The sequence below is a fragment of the Plastoroseomonas hellenica genome (genome assembly GCF_018129085.1).
Classification (GTDB): domain Bacteria; phylum Pseudomonadota; class Alphaproteobacteria; order Acetobacterales; family Acetobacteraceae; genus Plastoroseomonas; species Plastoroseomonas hellenica.
This window is the reverse complement of record NZ_JAAGBB010000011.1, coordinates 110,678-124,803: the sequence shown is the minus strand read 5'-3', so window position 1 is coordinate 124,803 and position 14,126 is coordinate 110,678. Positions and strand designations below refer to the sequence as shown.

General features: G+C 62.1%; 15 protein-coding genes. 7 read left to right on the top strand and 8 right to left on the bottom strand.

All coding sequences use genetic code 11. From position 1 onward, the window contains the following. Window positions 1–7: 7 nt before the first annotated feature. The 4 genes from GXW71_RS11200 to GXW71_RS11185 form a co-directional block, all read right to left on the bottom strand. The gene (locus GXW71_RS11200) at window positions 8–970 is read right to left on the bottom strand and encodes a glutathione S-transferase family protein (protein ID WP_211852589.1); all 963 of its coding nucleotides are present in this window, start codon (window positions 968–970) and stop codon (window positions 8–10) included. Continuing rightward, window positions 963–2,015, bottom strand: a complete 1,053-nt coding sequence (locus GXW71_RS11195; RefSeq protein WP_211852588.1) for an Atu2307/SP_0267 family LLM class monooxygenase — start codon at window positions 2,013–2,015, stop codon at window positions 963–965. Before GXW71_RS11195 ends, GXW71_RS11200 begins: the two co-directional genes overlap by 8 nt. 238 nt (window positions 2,016–2,253) lie before the next feature. Further along, window positions 2,254–2,658 carry a DoxX family protein gene (locus GXW71_RS11190; RefSeq protein ID WP_211852587.1) on the bottom strand — a complete coding sequence of 135 codons (405 nt, stop codon included), beginning with the start codon at window positions 2,656–2,658 and terminating at the stop codon, window positions 2,254–2,256. A gap of 211 nt (window positions 2,659–2,869) precedes the next feature. Beyond that, window positions 2,870–3,484, bottom strand: a complete 615-nt coding sequence (locus tag GXW71_RS11185; RefSeq protein ID WP_211852586.1) for an FMN-dependent NADH-azoreductase — start codon at window positions 3,482–3,484, stop codon at window positions 2,870–2,872. Between the two features lie 128 nt (window positions 3,485–3,612). On the opposite strand from GXW71_RS11185, the gene GXW71_RS11180 reads away from it, so the two are divergent. Then, complete coding sequence (locus GXW71_RS11180) at window positions 3,613–4,551, top strand: LysR family transcriptional regulator (RefSeq protein ID WP_211852585.1); 939 nt, start codon at window positions 3,613–3,615, stop codon at window positions 4,549–4,551. A 76-nt stretch (window positions 4,552–4,627) separates the two neighbouring features. On the opposite strand, the gene GXW71_RS11175 is transcribed toward GXW71_RS11180, so the two are convergent. Then, entirely contained in the window at window positions 4,628–5,503 is an 876-nt protein-coding gene (locus tag GXW71_RS11175) for a LysR family transcriptional regulator (protein ID WP_246526471.1), read from the bottom strand. A 333-nt stretch (window positions 5,504–5,836) separates the two neighbouring features. Between GXW71_RS11175 and GXW71_RS11170 the strand changes: the two genes are divergently transcribed. From GXW71_RS11170 to GXW71_RS11145, 6 genes are all read left to right on the top strand, one after another. Further along, the gene (locus tag GXW71_RS11170; protein ID WP_211852584.1) at window positions 5,837–6,484 is read left to right on the top strand and encodes an isochorismatase family protein; all 648 of its coding nucleotides are present in this window, start codon (window positions 5,837–5,839) and stop codon (window positions 6,482–6,484) included. Between the two features lie 381 nt (window positions 6,485–6,865). Then, on the top strand, window positions 6,866–7,957 hold the full coding sequence (locus GXW71_RS11165) for an alkene reductase (RefSeq protein ID WP_211852583.1): 1,092 nt from the start codon (window positions 6,866–6,868) through the stop codon (window positions 7,955–7,957). A gap of 14 nt (window positions 7,958–7,971) precedes the next feature. Next, a complete protein-coding gene (locus GXW71_RS11160) occupies window positions 7,972–8,892 on the top strand; it encodes an SDR family oxidoreductase (RefSeq protein WP_211852582.1) in 921 nt (306 codons plus the stop codon). Between the two features lie 80 nt (window positions 8,893–8,972). Next, complete coding sequence (locus tag GXW71_RS11155) at window positions 8,973–9,962, top strand: alpha/beta hydrolase (protein WP_211852581.1); 990 nt, start codon at window positions 8,973–8,975, stop codon at window positions 9,960–9,962. Between the two features lie 27 nt (window positions 9,963–9,989). Beyond that, window positions 9,990–10,574 carry an NADPH-dependent FMN reductase gene (locus tag GXW71_RS11150; protein WP_211852580.1) on the top strand — a complete coding sequence of 195 codons (585 nt, stop codon included), beginning with the start codon at window positions 9,990–9,992 and terminating at the stop codon, window positions 10,572–10,574. A 105-nt stretch (window positions 10,575–10,679) separates the two neighbouring features. Continuing rightward, window positions 10,680–11,639 (top strand): LysR family transcriptional regulator, encoded by a 960-nt coding sequence (locus GXW71_RS11145; RefSeq protein ID WP_211852579.1) that lies wholly within the window; start codon window positions 10,680–10,682, stop codon window positions 11,637–11,639. 70 nt (window positions 11,640–11,709) lie between these two features. Here GXW71_RS11145 and GXW71_RS11140 read toward each other — a convergent pair whose 3' ends face one another. The 3 genes from GXW71_RS11140 to trbG are packed head-to-tail and all read right to left on the bottom strand — an operon-like array spanning window position 11,710 to window position 14,116. After that, the gene (locus GXW71_RS11140) at window positions 11,710–11,931 is read right to left on the bottom strand and encodes a DUF2274 domain-containing protein (protein WP_211852578.1); all 222 of its coding nucleotides are present in this window, start codon (window positions 11,929–11,931) and stop codon (window positions 11,710–11,712) included. Next, window positions 11,931–13,157, bottom strand: coding sequence for a TrbI/VirB10 family protein (locus tag GXW71_RS11135; protein WP_211852577.1), 1,227 nt, complete (start codon window positions 13,155–13,157; stop codon window positions 11,931–11,933). The genes GXW71_RS11140 and GXW71_RS11135 overlap by 1 nt, the downstream gene beginning before the upstream one ends. Beyond that, a complete protein-coding gene (trbG, locus tag GXW71_RS11130) occupies window positions 13,154–14,116 on the bottom strand; it encodes a P-type conjugative transfer protein TrbG (protein ID WP_246526484.1) in 963 nt (320 codons plus the stop codon). The genes GXW71_RS11135 and trbG overlap by 4 nt, the downstream gene beginning before the upstream one ends. Window positions 14,117–14,126: the final 10 nt, after the last annotated feature.

The following is a 14,126-nucleotide window of genomic DNA, read 5'->3' as shown; positions in this document are numbered from 1 at the left end:
TCAGGCGTTATTGCAGGGCGCCGCGCCCAGGGGGAAGGTCAAAATCGCGATCGGGGCCGATGGGGACGATGCGGTTTGGATTGAGCCAAGGATGGCTACCGTAATAATGGCCTTTGATATGAGTGAAATCGACCGTCGGGCGGACAGCGGCATGCTGATAGATATCGCGCGTATAAGCCCAGAGTGCCGGGTACTCGGCGAGCGCCTGGCGGTTGCACTTGAAGTGCCCGTAATAGACTGGGTCGAAGCGCACGAGCGTCGTGAACAGCCGGATGTCGGCCTCGGTCAACCTTCCACCGATGAGATAGCGCTGGTGCGCCAGGCGTTGCTCAAGCCAGTCGAGCGCCTCGAATACCTCGCGCACGGCCGTCTCGTACGCCGCCTGGGTCGTGGCGAATCCGGAGCGATAGACGCCATTGTTGAGGGTGGGGTACACGCGTTCGTTGACGGCATCGATGTCGTCGCGATGCTCTGCAGGATAATAGTCGCCAGCCGTCGCGCCGCAGCCATCGAAGGCGGTGTTGAACATGCGCAGGATATCGGCGGATTCGTTGGAGACGATCCGGGAGGTCGCCTTGTCCCAGAGCACGGGCACGGTGACGCGGGTGGTGCAGGTCGGATCGGCGATGGTGTAAAGCTCGTGCAGGAACGTGGAGCCGTTGACGCTGTCCGGGATCACGCCGGGGGCGGGATCGAAGGACCAGCCATCCTCACCCATCAGCCAATGAACCACCGAGATGTCGATCAGATCGGTAAGGCCCTTCAGGTTGCGCATGATTAGTGTGCGGTGCGCCCAGGGGCAGGCGAGCGAAACATAAAGGTGATAGCGGTTCCGCTCCGCCTGGAACGGGCCGTCGCCGTTCGCGGTGATCCAGTTGCGGAAGATGGACGGCGGGCGGCGCAGTTCGCCCTCGGCCAGCACGTTCTCGAGGCCGCCTCGTCGCCAGGCGCCGGCGATCAGCTCACCCATGACGGGATGCCTTGCCAAGCGCCGCCTTGACGGCGGGGGCGACTTTCGTGCCGAGCAGTTCGATTGATCGTCGCATGGCCTCCGTTTCAAGTGCGGCGGTGCTCATCTGGAACGTGATGCGGGACACGCCGCCCAATGCCTTGCTGGCGGCCAGCATCTTGGCGGCGACCGTCTGCGGGGTGCCTATCAGGAAAGCTCCACCAGGGCCGCACATCGCTTCGAATTGCGCCCGCGACGGTGGCAGCCAGCCTCGCTCTTTGCCAGCGACCGACATCATCTGGTGCCAGCCCGGAAAGAACGCCTCTCGAGCCGCTTCATCGGTATCGCCGACGAAACCCATGGCGTGGACACCGACCCGCTGTTTCACCAGTGGATGACCTGCAACCTGCCAGGCGCGCCGGTAGAGTTCCACAAGAGGCCGGAAGCGATCGAAACTGCCTCCGATGATAGCGACCATCAGCGGCAAGCCGAGCGTACCGGCGCGGGCGAAGGATTCCGGCGTACCGCCGACACCGAGCCAGACCGGTAACCGGTCCTGATGCGGGCGAGGATAAACACCTTCACCATTCAGCGGCGGGCGGAAACGGCCTTGCCATTTGATATGAGGCGCGTCGTTAAGCTTGAGCAGGAGGTCGAGCTTTTCGACGAATAGTGCATCATAGTCGCGCAGGTCGTAACCAAATAGAGGATAGGCTTCGGTGAAAGATCCCCGACCAACCACCAGTTCCGCCCTACCTTTGGAGATAAGGTCAAGCGTCGCGAACTCCTGAAAGATGCGCACCGGGTCGGCGGCGCTGATAACCGCCACAGCGCTTGTCAGCCTGATTGTCTTCGTGCGCGCCGCCGCGGCGGCGAGGATAACGGCCGGAGCTGAATCGAGCGCATTCTCCCGATGATGCTCTCCCATGCCGAAGACGTCGAGGCCGACGCTGTCAGCCAGTTCCACTTCGGCAAGCACGCTTGTCATGCGATCGGTGGCGGACTGCAGATGGCCGGTCTTCGGGTCGATCACAAGCATCGCAAAACTGTCGATACCGATTTCCAATGCTCATTCCTTTCGAAGCGCGCCGCTAGGAACTCGCGCCACTAGTGTCAATTGCTCGGATAACTACGCTGCGGTTCGGGGAAGCCGATCGACTGGCCGAGCTTTGTGGTATGACATCCGGCGAGAGCCAGCGAGATAGCGAAGAAGGTGGCGAAACGAATCATCTGTAACCTCGACAGGTGCGGTGCCGATTTCCATCGGCATTCAGGAAGTGCCCGTGATGAACCCGAAGCCGGTTTCAGCCGAAGCTCTGGACGAAGGCGGACAGAGTGCGGCGGTGCAGCCATGCGACCGTCGAGGTGATTGCCAGCAGGACGATAGCCGGAAGCGGGCTTCCGCCGATCAGCGCCAGATGGGTCAGTACGGCGCACACCATGGTTGCGGACAGCAGGACGGCGCCGAACGCCGCTGTCACCGGGACCAGAATGGCGATACCCCCGACGACCTCGACGGCGCCGGTGAAGAGCCTGAACCACTGGCCCGCCCCGATCTGGTCGAAGATCGCGACCATCATCGGCACACCCGCAAGCTTGGCGCCCCCGGCGGCCAGAAAGGCGGCGGCAGCAAGGATACGCAGCGTCCATGAGACAACGGTGATAGTTCTGCTGTGTTCGGTTCGAGAGGACTGCGAGAGATTTTGCATAGAGCACCTTGTAATTGAGCGTTGAAATATCGGTCGTGCGCAGGCCGACCCGACGACTTGTTTGCGCGTTTTCGAAGTCTGTGATTTCCGGCGAAGCACTTCACCGGTGCGGATGCCGCCCTTGCCGAAGCGAGTCGCGTGGGCGTTTGAGCGAGGTGGGGGGATGGCGTGAGCAACCCGTGAGCTCTACGCGATCGAAGCCGACGCCAGATCAGGCCGCCAGTGCCTCAATCTCCGTCTTCGCGGACGCGATCGCGGAGGCCTTCGCCTCGTCGCTGATCGCGAGGCCTTCCGCACGGATGATGCTGACATCGGTCAGCCCGATGAAAGCGAGCGCCGCCTTCAGATAGCTTTCCTGGAAATCGAGCGACGCGGCGGGGCTGTCTCCGGTGTAGATGCCGCCACGCGTCGAAACGACATAGACCTTCTTGTCGGCGGGCAGCAGGCCCTCTGGGCCTTTCTCGGTGTAGCGGAACGTCCGCCCGGCCACGAGCACGCGGTCGATCCAGCCTTTCAACTGCGACGGAATGGTGAAGTTGTACATCGGAGCGCCGATGACGATCACGTCGGCCGTGAAAAGATCGTCGATATAGGCGGCACCTTGTGCAATATCGGCGCCTAGCGCAGAGCTTTCCGGTGTTGCGCCCTGGAAGGCGGCAAGGTGCTGGCCAGACAAATGGAAGGCCGGATCGGCGGCGAGATCGCGGTGAACGACGTTCGCACCTGGATGCAGCTTGAGCTGGCGCGCGACAATGTCGGCCGTCAGCGCGCGGCTGGCTGAATTCGCGCCGAGAATACTTGAATCGATTTGTAGGATTGTCGTCACAGGGGGCCTCCAATCGAATTTGCGAGCACATGCCACTCGCCTTTCCTCAAGTCTGTCGCGCCCCTTGCCATCTGAATAGACGTTATTATACGATACAATCCATCTGAAATGGCGATGGGCTGTATCTGATGCTGGATGGCTTATCGCTGGACCAAGTCCGCACCTTCATTGCCGCGGTCGACGAGGGAAGTTTTTCCGCTGCCGCGCGCAAGCTCGGCCGCGCCCAGTCGGCCGTCAGCGAACTCGTGCGCGGTCTTGAGCATCAGCTTGGCGTGGAACTCTTCGACCGGACCGGTCGCTACCCGCAACTGACGCCGGCCGGAAGCATGCTGCTCACCGGCGCGCGCGAGGTGATCGCCAAAGTCGATGCGTTCAAATCGCATGCGAAAGGCATGGCGTCCGGGCTCGAGCCCGAGCTTTCCGTCGTCATCGACGTCTTCTTCCCCATCAGCGTCATCGCCGAGGCCGCACGTGAGTTTCGGGAGCACTTCCCAACGGTGCCGCTTCGGCTCTTCGTCGAAGCTCTGGGAGGCACGGTGCAGCCCATTCTTCATCGCCGCGCCAATGTCGGCATCGTGGGCACCTTGCCCGTAATGCCCCCCGGCATTCGCACCGAGCCGCTCGGCACCGTGGATTTTGAAATCGTGGCAGCTGCGCATCATCCGCTGGCAGCGTTCACCGCACCAATCCCCCGCAGCGAACTCAGCAACCATGTCCAGCTTGTCCTTACCGATCGCACCGATCTTTCGCAGGGGCGGGAGTTCGGCGTGATGTCGTCGCAGACCTGGCGGCTGGCCGATCTCTTCGCCAAGCAGACGTTCCTACTTAATGGCCTCGGCTGGGGAGGTATGCCTGGCCACGCCGTCAGAGCAGATATCGATGAAGGACGATTGGTCTCGCTGCGCATCGAAGGCGTCCCCGCCAGCGATCTCAAACTGCCGATGTCCATCGCCTACCGCGCCGATGACCCCCCAGGACCGGCCGGCCGATGGCTCATTCAGAGACTGGGAACGTGCGCGAGCCACTCCCGCCCGCGGGATTTGGAGGTGCTAGGCAATCCGAACTGATCTCCGTGCATTCAGCATCTAGAGACATAACTGCGAAGAGACCAAAAAATATTCAAGCTTGCTGGAAACATTCCATTCAAACTTCCATCAGCGTGGACGACAGAAAGTCGATGAACCGCTGTGTTTTGGCTGGAACAAGGCGAGTCTCAGTGACGGCGTAAATGCTGACCGGTGAACCTTGCCATTCGGGCAGGACACGGCGGAGCCGGCCGGTGGCCAAGTCCTCGGCGACGATCTTCTCAGGAAGTAGGCCGATGCCCTGATGGTTGACTGCCAGGGTGCGGATCATCCCGACGCTGTTGAGCGTGAAGCGGCCGTGAACGTCGACATCGACCTTGTTCATCTCCTGGTGCAAAGTCCAGCTCGGGGTCCGTGGCATGCAGAGGCATTCATGCTCCGCCAGTTCCGCCGGTGTGGCGGGCTCGCCTGACGCCTCGATGTATCCAGGCGAGGCATAGAGATGGCGCGAATGTCCCCCGATGAGTCGGGCGATCAGAGTGGAATCCTGCAGTTTGCCGATGCGGATCGCCACATCGAACGGCTCGGTGACCAGATCGACACGGCGTGGGGTCAGGTCGAATTCGAACGTGATGCCGGGGTAGTGCCGCGCAAAATCGACGATGATCGGCGTGAGATAAAGCGTCGCCAAGTCGACAGGGAGCGAAACCCGCAGGACACCGCTCGGCTGCTCTAACATCGCGCCGAGCTGCTCGTGCGCCAGCCGCGCCTCATCTACGATCCTCTTGCTTCGTTCAAAATAGATCTGGCCGGCCTCTGTGAGCTCGATCTTGCGCGTCGTACGATGCAGCAGTCTCAGGCCGATCGCCTTCTCCAGCTCGCCGATACGTCGCGACAGAGTGGAATTGGGCATGCCGAGAGCCTCCGCAGCCTTTCGAAAGCTCCTGGCTTTGGCGACCTCCACGAACAGCGCCATGTCGTTCAAATGGCTCAACGGATTGCTCCACCAGTGGAATTCTCATTCCAATTTCGCAGTATTTATCCCGAAAGTGGGCAGTGGTAAACAAGCGCGCACCGACGAGCGGCTGCAGCGCGTGATCCCTGATCAGGTCGCGGCGCGCATGCACCGCCAAGGATAAAGCCAACGAGCTAGCGGCTTAGCCGACTGAGATAGCACCCGCTCGACAAGCGCGCTCTTGTCGGCCGGCGCTCGTCGCGGACGGCTGCTCCTGTTCGAGGTGCTCAGCATGGAGCTGACCGTTCACAAGGTGATGCGAGCCTCTGGCTGGTTGATCGTTGTTGATGAACGTTGCGCAGGAGGCAAATCGTGAGTTTAGAAATCAAACCCGACCAATCGGTCCTTGTTCTGATCGACCATCAAGATGGCGTGGTGAGGCAGATCAAGACGGCCTCCGAGGCTGATGTCCGCCGTGCGGTATTGGCGCTCGCGAAAGCAGCGAACATCCTGAAGCTACCAGTCGTCATATCGTCCAGCATGGAAGACGGTCTGACAGGTCGGATCTTCTCGGAACTGGCAGAGGCTCTTCCCGAGGCGTACGAGCGTCGGATCAAGCGGCCCGGCCTCGTGAACGCTTGGCATCAGCCGGAGTTCAAGCGCGCCATCGAGAAGATCGGGCGCAAGCAGGTCATCATGGCCGGCTTGACGGCCGACGTCTGCCTTGTCTTCGCCGCGACGAGCATGGCCGAGGCCGGGTATCAGGTTCATGCGGTCATGGACGCTACCGGCGCCTGGTCCGACATCTCCGAAGAGATGGCCCGTCGCCGCATGGAGAAGGCAGGCGTGGTGCTCACAGCAGCAGTATCGGTGATAGCAGAAGCGATTTATGACTTCTCTACGCCGACCGGCGCCGCGCTACAGGAGCTGATGATCAAGGATCTGGTATCGACGATCGCCATCCCGCCTCTGTCCGTGGTCAAGAACCTGGTTGCCAAGGCCCTCACGCCGGACAGCTGAAGGCGGTCGTCGGAACCGTCGCTGATCGTTATCAGTGAGGGCGCGACACGGTGGCCATGCTTCCGGCGGGCTTCGATCGCGAGACATGAGCAGGGCGGTGTTATCCCATCGCTGGTGCGCGGACAGCCCGGGCCGACCGGTCTAGGCGAGACTGTGCCGATCGTGTGGTGAGCAGAAGTCTCAAGCCGATCGCTTCTCCAGTCCGGAGATACGTCGCCACGGGGAGTTTGGTTCGTCGAGAGCCTCCGTCTCCTGCAGCCGGTTCATTTTCCTCCAGATCGCGCCGGCCATCCGACGGACCTCCTATTGATCCACCAGTGGAATACTGATTCCAGCATAACGGGATTTATCCCGACAGCGGGATAGTCGATATTGGGGCGAATGGAGAACCTGATGACTTCAATATTCGCCCCTGTCCGCGTCGGCCGCTATTCTCTGCCGAACCGCCTTGTCATGGCTCCAATGACCCGCAGCCGTGCCGCCTTCGACGGCACGCCGGGCGAGCTGGCCGCCGACTATTACTCCCAGCGCGCCGGCCTCGGACTGGTCGTCACAGAGGGCACTCAGCCCTCCGACGACGGGCAGGGCTATCTCACCACTCCCGGCATCTACACGCCCGCTCACGTCGCCGGCTGGCGGAAGATCACTTCCGTCGTACACGAAAAGGGCGGCCACATTTTCATCCAGCTCATGCATGTCGGGCGCATGTCGCATCCCGACAATACGCCGCATCACCGCCAGGGCGTCGCACCGTCCGCGATCGCGCCGGGAACGGGGATGTTCACGGCGGCAGGGATGCAGGACATTCCCACGCCGCGCGCGCTGACGACTGAAGAGGTCCGCCAGACCGTCACCGACTTCCGCCATGCGGCGCGTTCGGCGATCGAGGCCGGAGCCGACGGCATCGAGATTCATGGGGCGAACGCCTACCTCGTCCAGCAGTTCTTCGCGCCGAGCGCAAACACGCGCACGGACGAATATGGCGGCTCCATCGAGAACCGCGCCCGCTTCGCCATCGAGGTCCTCACGGCGATCGCCGCGGAGATCGGCACGGACCGAACCGCGGTCCGCCTGTCTCCCGGAACGGCAATGTGGGGGATCGATGAAGGCCCCGAAGGGCCGGACCTCTATCGCTATCTCGTCGCCGAGCTCGACAAGCTCGGCCTCGCCTATGTGCACATCATGCACCAGGGCAACGAGGCGTTACTGGCCGATATCCGCAAGCTCTGGCGCCAACCGCTGATCCTCAACCGGCCAGGTCGTCCGCGTGACCAGATCGGTGCCGATGTGGCGTCGGGGCTGGCCGATCTTGAGGCATATGGCCAGATGGTCCTGGCCAATCCGGACTTCGTCGTTCGGCTGAAGACCAATGCAGCGATGAACGAGGCAGACCCCAAAACCTTCTACGGCGGAGCTGCGAAGGGTTACATCGACTACCCCGTCCTGAGCGCCAAAGGCGACACCAGTTCATGACGGGAGATCTTAAGTTGACCCAATCACCCCATCCTTCGACGGCCAAAAAGAAGGTCCTTGTCGTCGGCGCCACAGGATTCCTCGGAGCCAAGATCCTCCGCAATCTGGCGCAGGATGCGAACGCAGACGTCGTTGCGATGTCGCGTAAGGGCGCGCCACCGAATGACAGCACCGGCGTCGAATGGGTGCGCGGCGACATGATGGATCCGGCGTCGCTGGATCGCGCCCTGAGGGGCGTCGACGTCGTCGTCAGTTCGGCGAACGGCTATATGAAGGGAAGCATCGACACCGACTTTCAGGGCAACAAGAATCTCGTTGAAGCGGCGGCAAGAGCCAATGTCGGCAGATTTGTCTTCCTCAGCATCGTCAGCAGCGAGGCAGCGTCAGCAGTCCCCCATTTCCACGCCAAGAAGGTGGCGGAGGACCTGATCAAGGCCTCTGGCGTGCCGTACGTATTCATACGCGCGCCCACGTTTCTCGATCAGAGCGCCGACTTCATTGTGAAGGGCGTGAAAGCTGGCCGGTTCCTGGCGCTGGGCGATAAGACCACAAAGTGGTCCTATGTGCTGACGGATGATCTGGCCTCGTATCTCGCCAAGGCCGCCATGTTTCCCGGCAGTGAGATCGATAATCAAACGATTGATGTCGGCTGGCGCGAAGGCCCGAAAAGCCAGGAAGAGATCGCCGATCTCATATCCCAAGTGACGAAGAAGCCGCTCAAGGTGCGGGTTATACCGTGGCTGCTTTTCCGCCTGCTCGCACGTCCGGTAAAGCTGTTTTCCGAGCTTGGCTACGACATGATCCAGATGTTCCTGTTCTTCAGGACGGGGGTCTATGTCTCGAACATCTCTAAGCAAGAGCACTTCTTCGGACCCGCGCCGACGCCCCGAGATGCGATCAAGCGATGGGCGAGAAGCAATCAGCTGATTTCGTGAAGCAGAGGGGGCCAGCATCTCAGGGCTAGCGAGATGAGCCCTGTCTTCCGATTAGGTCAGAGAACTAGGAGGATGAACATATGGCAAGTGAAACGACAGCGCTTAACAGGCCGGAGCAGCTGATCCCGGTGCCGACGAGTTTAAGTTCGCAAGCCCAAGCCTATCTGGCGCGGAGAACGGCTCAGCTGGTGGCCTCCGGCCAGACGCACGTAGAGCCAGAAGCGCTCTCTGATTTTATGGATCCCATGCTCGACATGATGCGGTCGCTCGCAGCCGGGTTTCAGGGTTCGGCGACGGTGATCACGTTGCCGAGCGGCGCAGAACTGCACCGCGCGAAGCCGGAAGGCGCTACCGGGCGCCTCGGGGAAGTGGCCTATTTCGACATCCATGGCGGCGGCTTCGCCGTCGGCGGTGGCGAGATGTGCGCTCTGGCCGCGAAGCTAAAGGCTGCCGACTATGGCGCCGAAGTCTTCTCGGTCGACTATCGGATGCTCCCCGAATATCCCTATCCGGCTGCCCTGGACGATTGCCTCGAAGCCTACGCCGAGATCCTGAAGAGCTATTCGCCGTCGGCATTGGTCGTGGCGGGCACCTCGGCGGGAGGGAATCTCGCCGCGGCCCTGATGCTGCGCGCCCGCGACGAGGGCCTGCCGCTTCCCGCGGGCCTGTTCCTGTTCACCCCTGCGCTTGATCTCACGCTCGCAGGCGACAGCCACCAGGCCAACCGCTTCCTCGACGTGAACCTCTACGGTGGCATCGACTATATCCGCAGCTACGCCGGCGCTGAGGACCTCAAGCACCCCTACGTCTCGCCGCTGTTCGGAAACATCGATTCAAACTGGCCACGGACGCTTCTGGCGACGGGAACACGCGACCTGCTTCTGTCCGATACGGTGCGCATGCACCGGGCCCTCAGGAATGCCGGCGTGGCGGCCGAACTCCACGTTATCGAAGCCGGTCCTCACGGCGGGTTTTTGGGAGCCTCGCCCGAAGACGCCGAGATCATGGCGGAGGCTCGTCGGTTCACCTATTCGGCCTGGGACGTTCCGGCGTCATGTAGGAGCGCATAACTTCTTTCAATAGCAAATGGCCTCGTTATGGCGCTGAAACTAAATATTATCATTGCTTCAACACGCCCCGGTCGCGGCGGTCCGACGGTTGCAGAATGGGTCCACCGATACGCAAAGGAAAACAGTTCATTTGACGTGGATCTGATAGATCTCGTCGATTTTGAACTTCCGCTCCTCGATGAACCTGCACACCCTGCTGCGCGCAAGTATGAGCATGAACACACGAAGCGGTGGAGCGAGAGCGTGGGTTCCGCAGATGCTTTTCTGTTTGTGACGCCCGAATATGATTACTTTGTTCCAGCGTCTCTCGTTAATGCCATTCAGTGCCTCTTTCACGAATGGTCATACAAGCCAGCTGCAATTGTCAGCTACGGTGGAGTGTCAGGTGGCCTGCGCGGTTCTCAGGAACTTCGTCAGCTCCTTGGCAACCTGAACGTCGTGGCCATAAATCAACCGGTTCCTGTCCCGTTCTATTCGCAGTTCATCGGCGATGACGGTGTTTTCGGTCCGAATGATGCAATTTCTTCTGGAACGAACACGCTGCTAGGTGAGCTGCATAAATGGGCACTTGCTTTGAGGCCTATGCGGACGCCCGTAGCGTCAGCCGTCTAGAAAAGTCGGTGATCGCGCCCCGGCGGCGTCGACCTCGTCTGAAATGCCGGCTGGTGGTCGTCTGTGGCGGCAAGGGGAAGCCCGCCACAGGTTCTCCGCGACCAGATGCAGAGCAGCGCATTACTAACCCAGACCAACAATACGCTCGAAAGACACATCGGAGTGCCCGATCTCGCATTCGATCTTCGTTATCTGAAATATGCGATGCTCGTCGCCGAGCACGGAAGCTTTCGCCGCGCTGCCGAGAGTCTTAGCCTCTCGCAATCGACCGTCAGCCGACGGATTAAGTTGCTCGAACGTAGACTCGGGGCGCCGCTATTCGAGCGGAAACGGACTGGCGCCAAACCAACGGTGATGGGGGAAAGGTTTATGCGGGCCGCTGCGGTGGGCGCGGAACATCTTCGCCAGGCGGTCAACGAAATGGCGCTTGTCCAGCGCGGCGACGCAGGAGAATTGAGAATCGGCTTGGTCGCCTCTCTCGCGCAGGGGGGGCTGGGCGATATTCTCGAGGCCTTCCGATGCAAGTTCCCGAAAGTCGAGGTTAGACTGCAGGAGGCCACTTCGCAGGCGAACGCCGCGTGCGTATTGAGCGGTCGTCTCGACATCGCTTTTATTCCAGGCGAGCCTCGTCTTCCCGGTTGCGAGGCCAAACACGTCTGGGACGAAGAGCTGTTCGTCGCGATGTCGACACAACACCGACTGGCGACCCGCGAAGGGGTAACCTGGAATGACCTTCGCAACGAGACGTTCCTCATTTGCTCGGATGTTCACGGACCGGAGGTCGATGACATCATCGTACGGAACGTCTCTGCTCTTGGTTTTCACCCGAAAATTTCGGTACATAGTGTCGGTCGCGAAAACCTCATCAACTTGGTGGGCAGGAAGTACGGCCTGACTCTGGCGGCGAGTTCAACATTAGGCGCCACTTATCCTGGCGTTACGTTTGTCCCCATCTTCCCGCGTAATGAGAGCATTCGCTGGAGCGCTGTCTGGTCCTCGGATAATCAGAACCCAGTGCTGAAGCGGCTGCTGGATTTGAGCACGACCCCTGCGCGCCGTGTTTAAGGGGCAGAGGGGCACAGCGGGATGCATCGACGGCGTGCCGCAGGAAGTCGACTGGTAGAATCTTGCCGCGTTATGACGGTGTGCGCTTCGCCTTTGCGAAGCCTCGATCTGATGCGATGAATCGCTCGAGCATCGGCACGATCAGTCTCACCGGATCCGCGATCGGGCGCCCCTGCTCACGGCCCAGTGCCTCGGCATAGGCGGCAAGGTCTCGATGAAGCGACGCTGGCAGGTCGAGCGTGACTTTCAAGGGCTTGTCATCGACGATTGGACCGAGCCTGAGCTTCGGCATCACGAGCCTCCATATGGTTCGAGTACGAGATCTCTGGTGACGATCACGCGGACTGGAAATCCGGGCCGGATCGTCAGGGTCGGCGCGACATTGAGCTGGCGGCGGACGATCTGCTGACCGGCGTCATTGATCGTGTCCTGACCGCCATTGCGGATCGCCTGGATCAGGCGATCGTCGTCATTGGTGGCGAGCTCGGCGCCGACGCTGAGCAGCGTCGACAGGCCCGCCGCCTTGGCGAGATCCCACCAGTGATAGTCGACGCCGTCCTGGAGCCCCGCATAGCCTTCGGAGTCGGCGCCCGGCTGGCGCTCGAGCACGATCGAGCGTCCGTTCGGCATGATGAGCCGGTTCCAGACGAGCAGCACCCGGCTCTGACCGAACTGAACGTTGTTGTCGTATTGGCCGATGACGCGCGTGCCCTGCGGGACGAGCAGGATGCGGCCGGTCGGACTATCATAGATGTTCTCTGTCACCTGAGCGGTAATCTGGCCTGGGAGGTCGGAGCGGATCCCAGTGATCAGCGCGGCGGAAATCACGGCGCCAGCCTGCAGAATGTTTGGCGAGGCCGGCGCTGCGACGCGATCGGGCGCAACGGTGCGGCGGTCAGCGGCGGCGTTGAGGAAGGCGTTCTGGCGATCCTGAGCTGTGGGCGTCGCTGGCGTCGGCGCCAGACCGAGGCCGGTGAGATCCGGTATGGGCGGGGTTGCCGTGCCGGTCGGCGCCGCCGGCGCCTGATTGGCTGTTCTGGTCTCTGTCGGAGCGAACAGACGCGCGGTTCGTGCCGATTCCAGCTCCTGAAGCCGGCGCTGCTCCTCTGCGCTGATGCCAGGATTGGGGGCGGCGGCCCCGGGCGCCGGCACGGGCTGACCTCGGTTTTGCGCCTCGAGCATCGGCCGGCCGAGATCACCGGGCAGCGGTGGCCCGAGCTGAGGCACGCCGGAGTAGTCGCGCGGCAGTCCGGCGATGCCGTCGGCGGTCGGACGGTTCTCGGTCGAATAGAGTTCCTCGTTCGACCGACCGCCATCGCGGGTCTGAAGCGCGTAGACGAGGGCGCCGCCGATCCCGACGCTAGCGACCAGGCCGAGGCCTGCCAGCACCTTTCGCGACAGGCGGGTGACCCGGGGTGGCTCCGCGCGCAGGCGCATGGCCGCGGGACTGACCGGCTCTCCGGTCAGCGGCCGGGCATCGTCATCCGGCTCTTCTTTCCGGGGATTCGTCTCGCTCACGACGCCGGCCTCCCGTCGGTACGCACGATCCGGACGCGCTTCTGGTGGTCACCGGAGCCAAAGCGCAGTTCGGCGGCGGCGAAGAGCCGGTCGACGATCATGTAGTTGCCGCGGACACGGTAGTTGACGAGCTCCGACGTGTTGCCCTCGGGCCCGACCACGAACAGCGGCGGCATCTCGCCTTGGGCGATCCCGCGCGGGAATTCGATGAACACCTGACGGCCGTCATCATAAGCACGCAGCGGACGCCAGGGCGCGCGGTCGCCGGTCACCTCGTAGCGGAAATTGATGTTGGCGAGATCAATCCCGGTGGCGACGGGTTGTGCGGCCTGTGCCTCCTGGTTTTGCCTGCGCAACGCGATGAGCTGGTCCTGCGGATATTGCCAGGAGACCGAAGCCATGTAGGTGCGCTCCGTCGAGCGCAGCTCCATGTGATAGGTGCGAAGATTGGTGTTGATGACGAGATTGGTCATCAGCTCCGGGCGGGTCGGCTTGACCAGGATATGGACCTGTTGGGTGGCTCCCGCGCCGCTCTGCGTGTCGCCGATGATCCAGCGCACCGTGTCGCCCGCGGCGACCGGGCCGGAGCCGACGAGCTGCTCGCCCGGCTGCAGCGCGATGTCGGTGATCTGACCGACAGCGGTGTAGACCTGATAGAGTGCGCCCTGGACGAACGGATAGACTTGCATCGAGTTGATGAAGCCGTTTCGCACGGGCTGCATGCGGGCGGCGGCGTTGGCCTGGTTGACACGTGCGGTCGGATCGGCCGGCTCGGGTGTCGATCGGGAGCGCTCGACGCGCTGCATCTGCCCGGGCAGCGGAAGCGGTCGCGGCACCTCGACGACGGTGACCGGCGCGGGCGGGTCGACCGTCAGCATGGCAGGCGCGGCGGCGTCGTAGGAGATTTCCGGCGGCGGATTGGTGGTGGCGCAGCCGGCGAGCGCCGTCGTCGCCAGCATCAGAATCGGC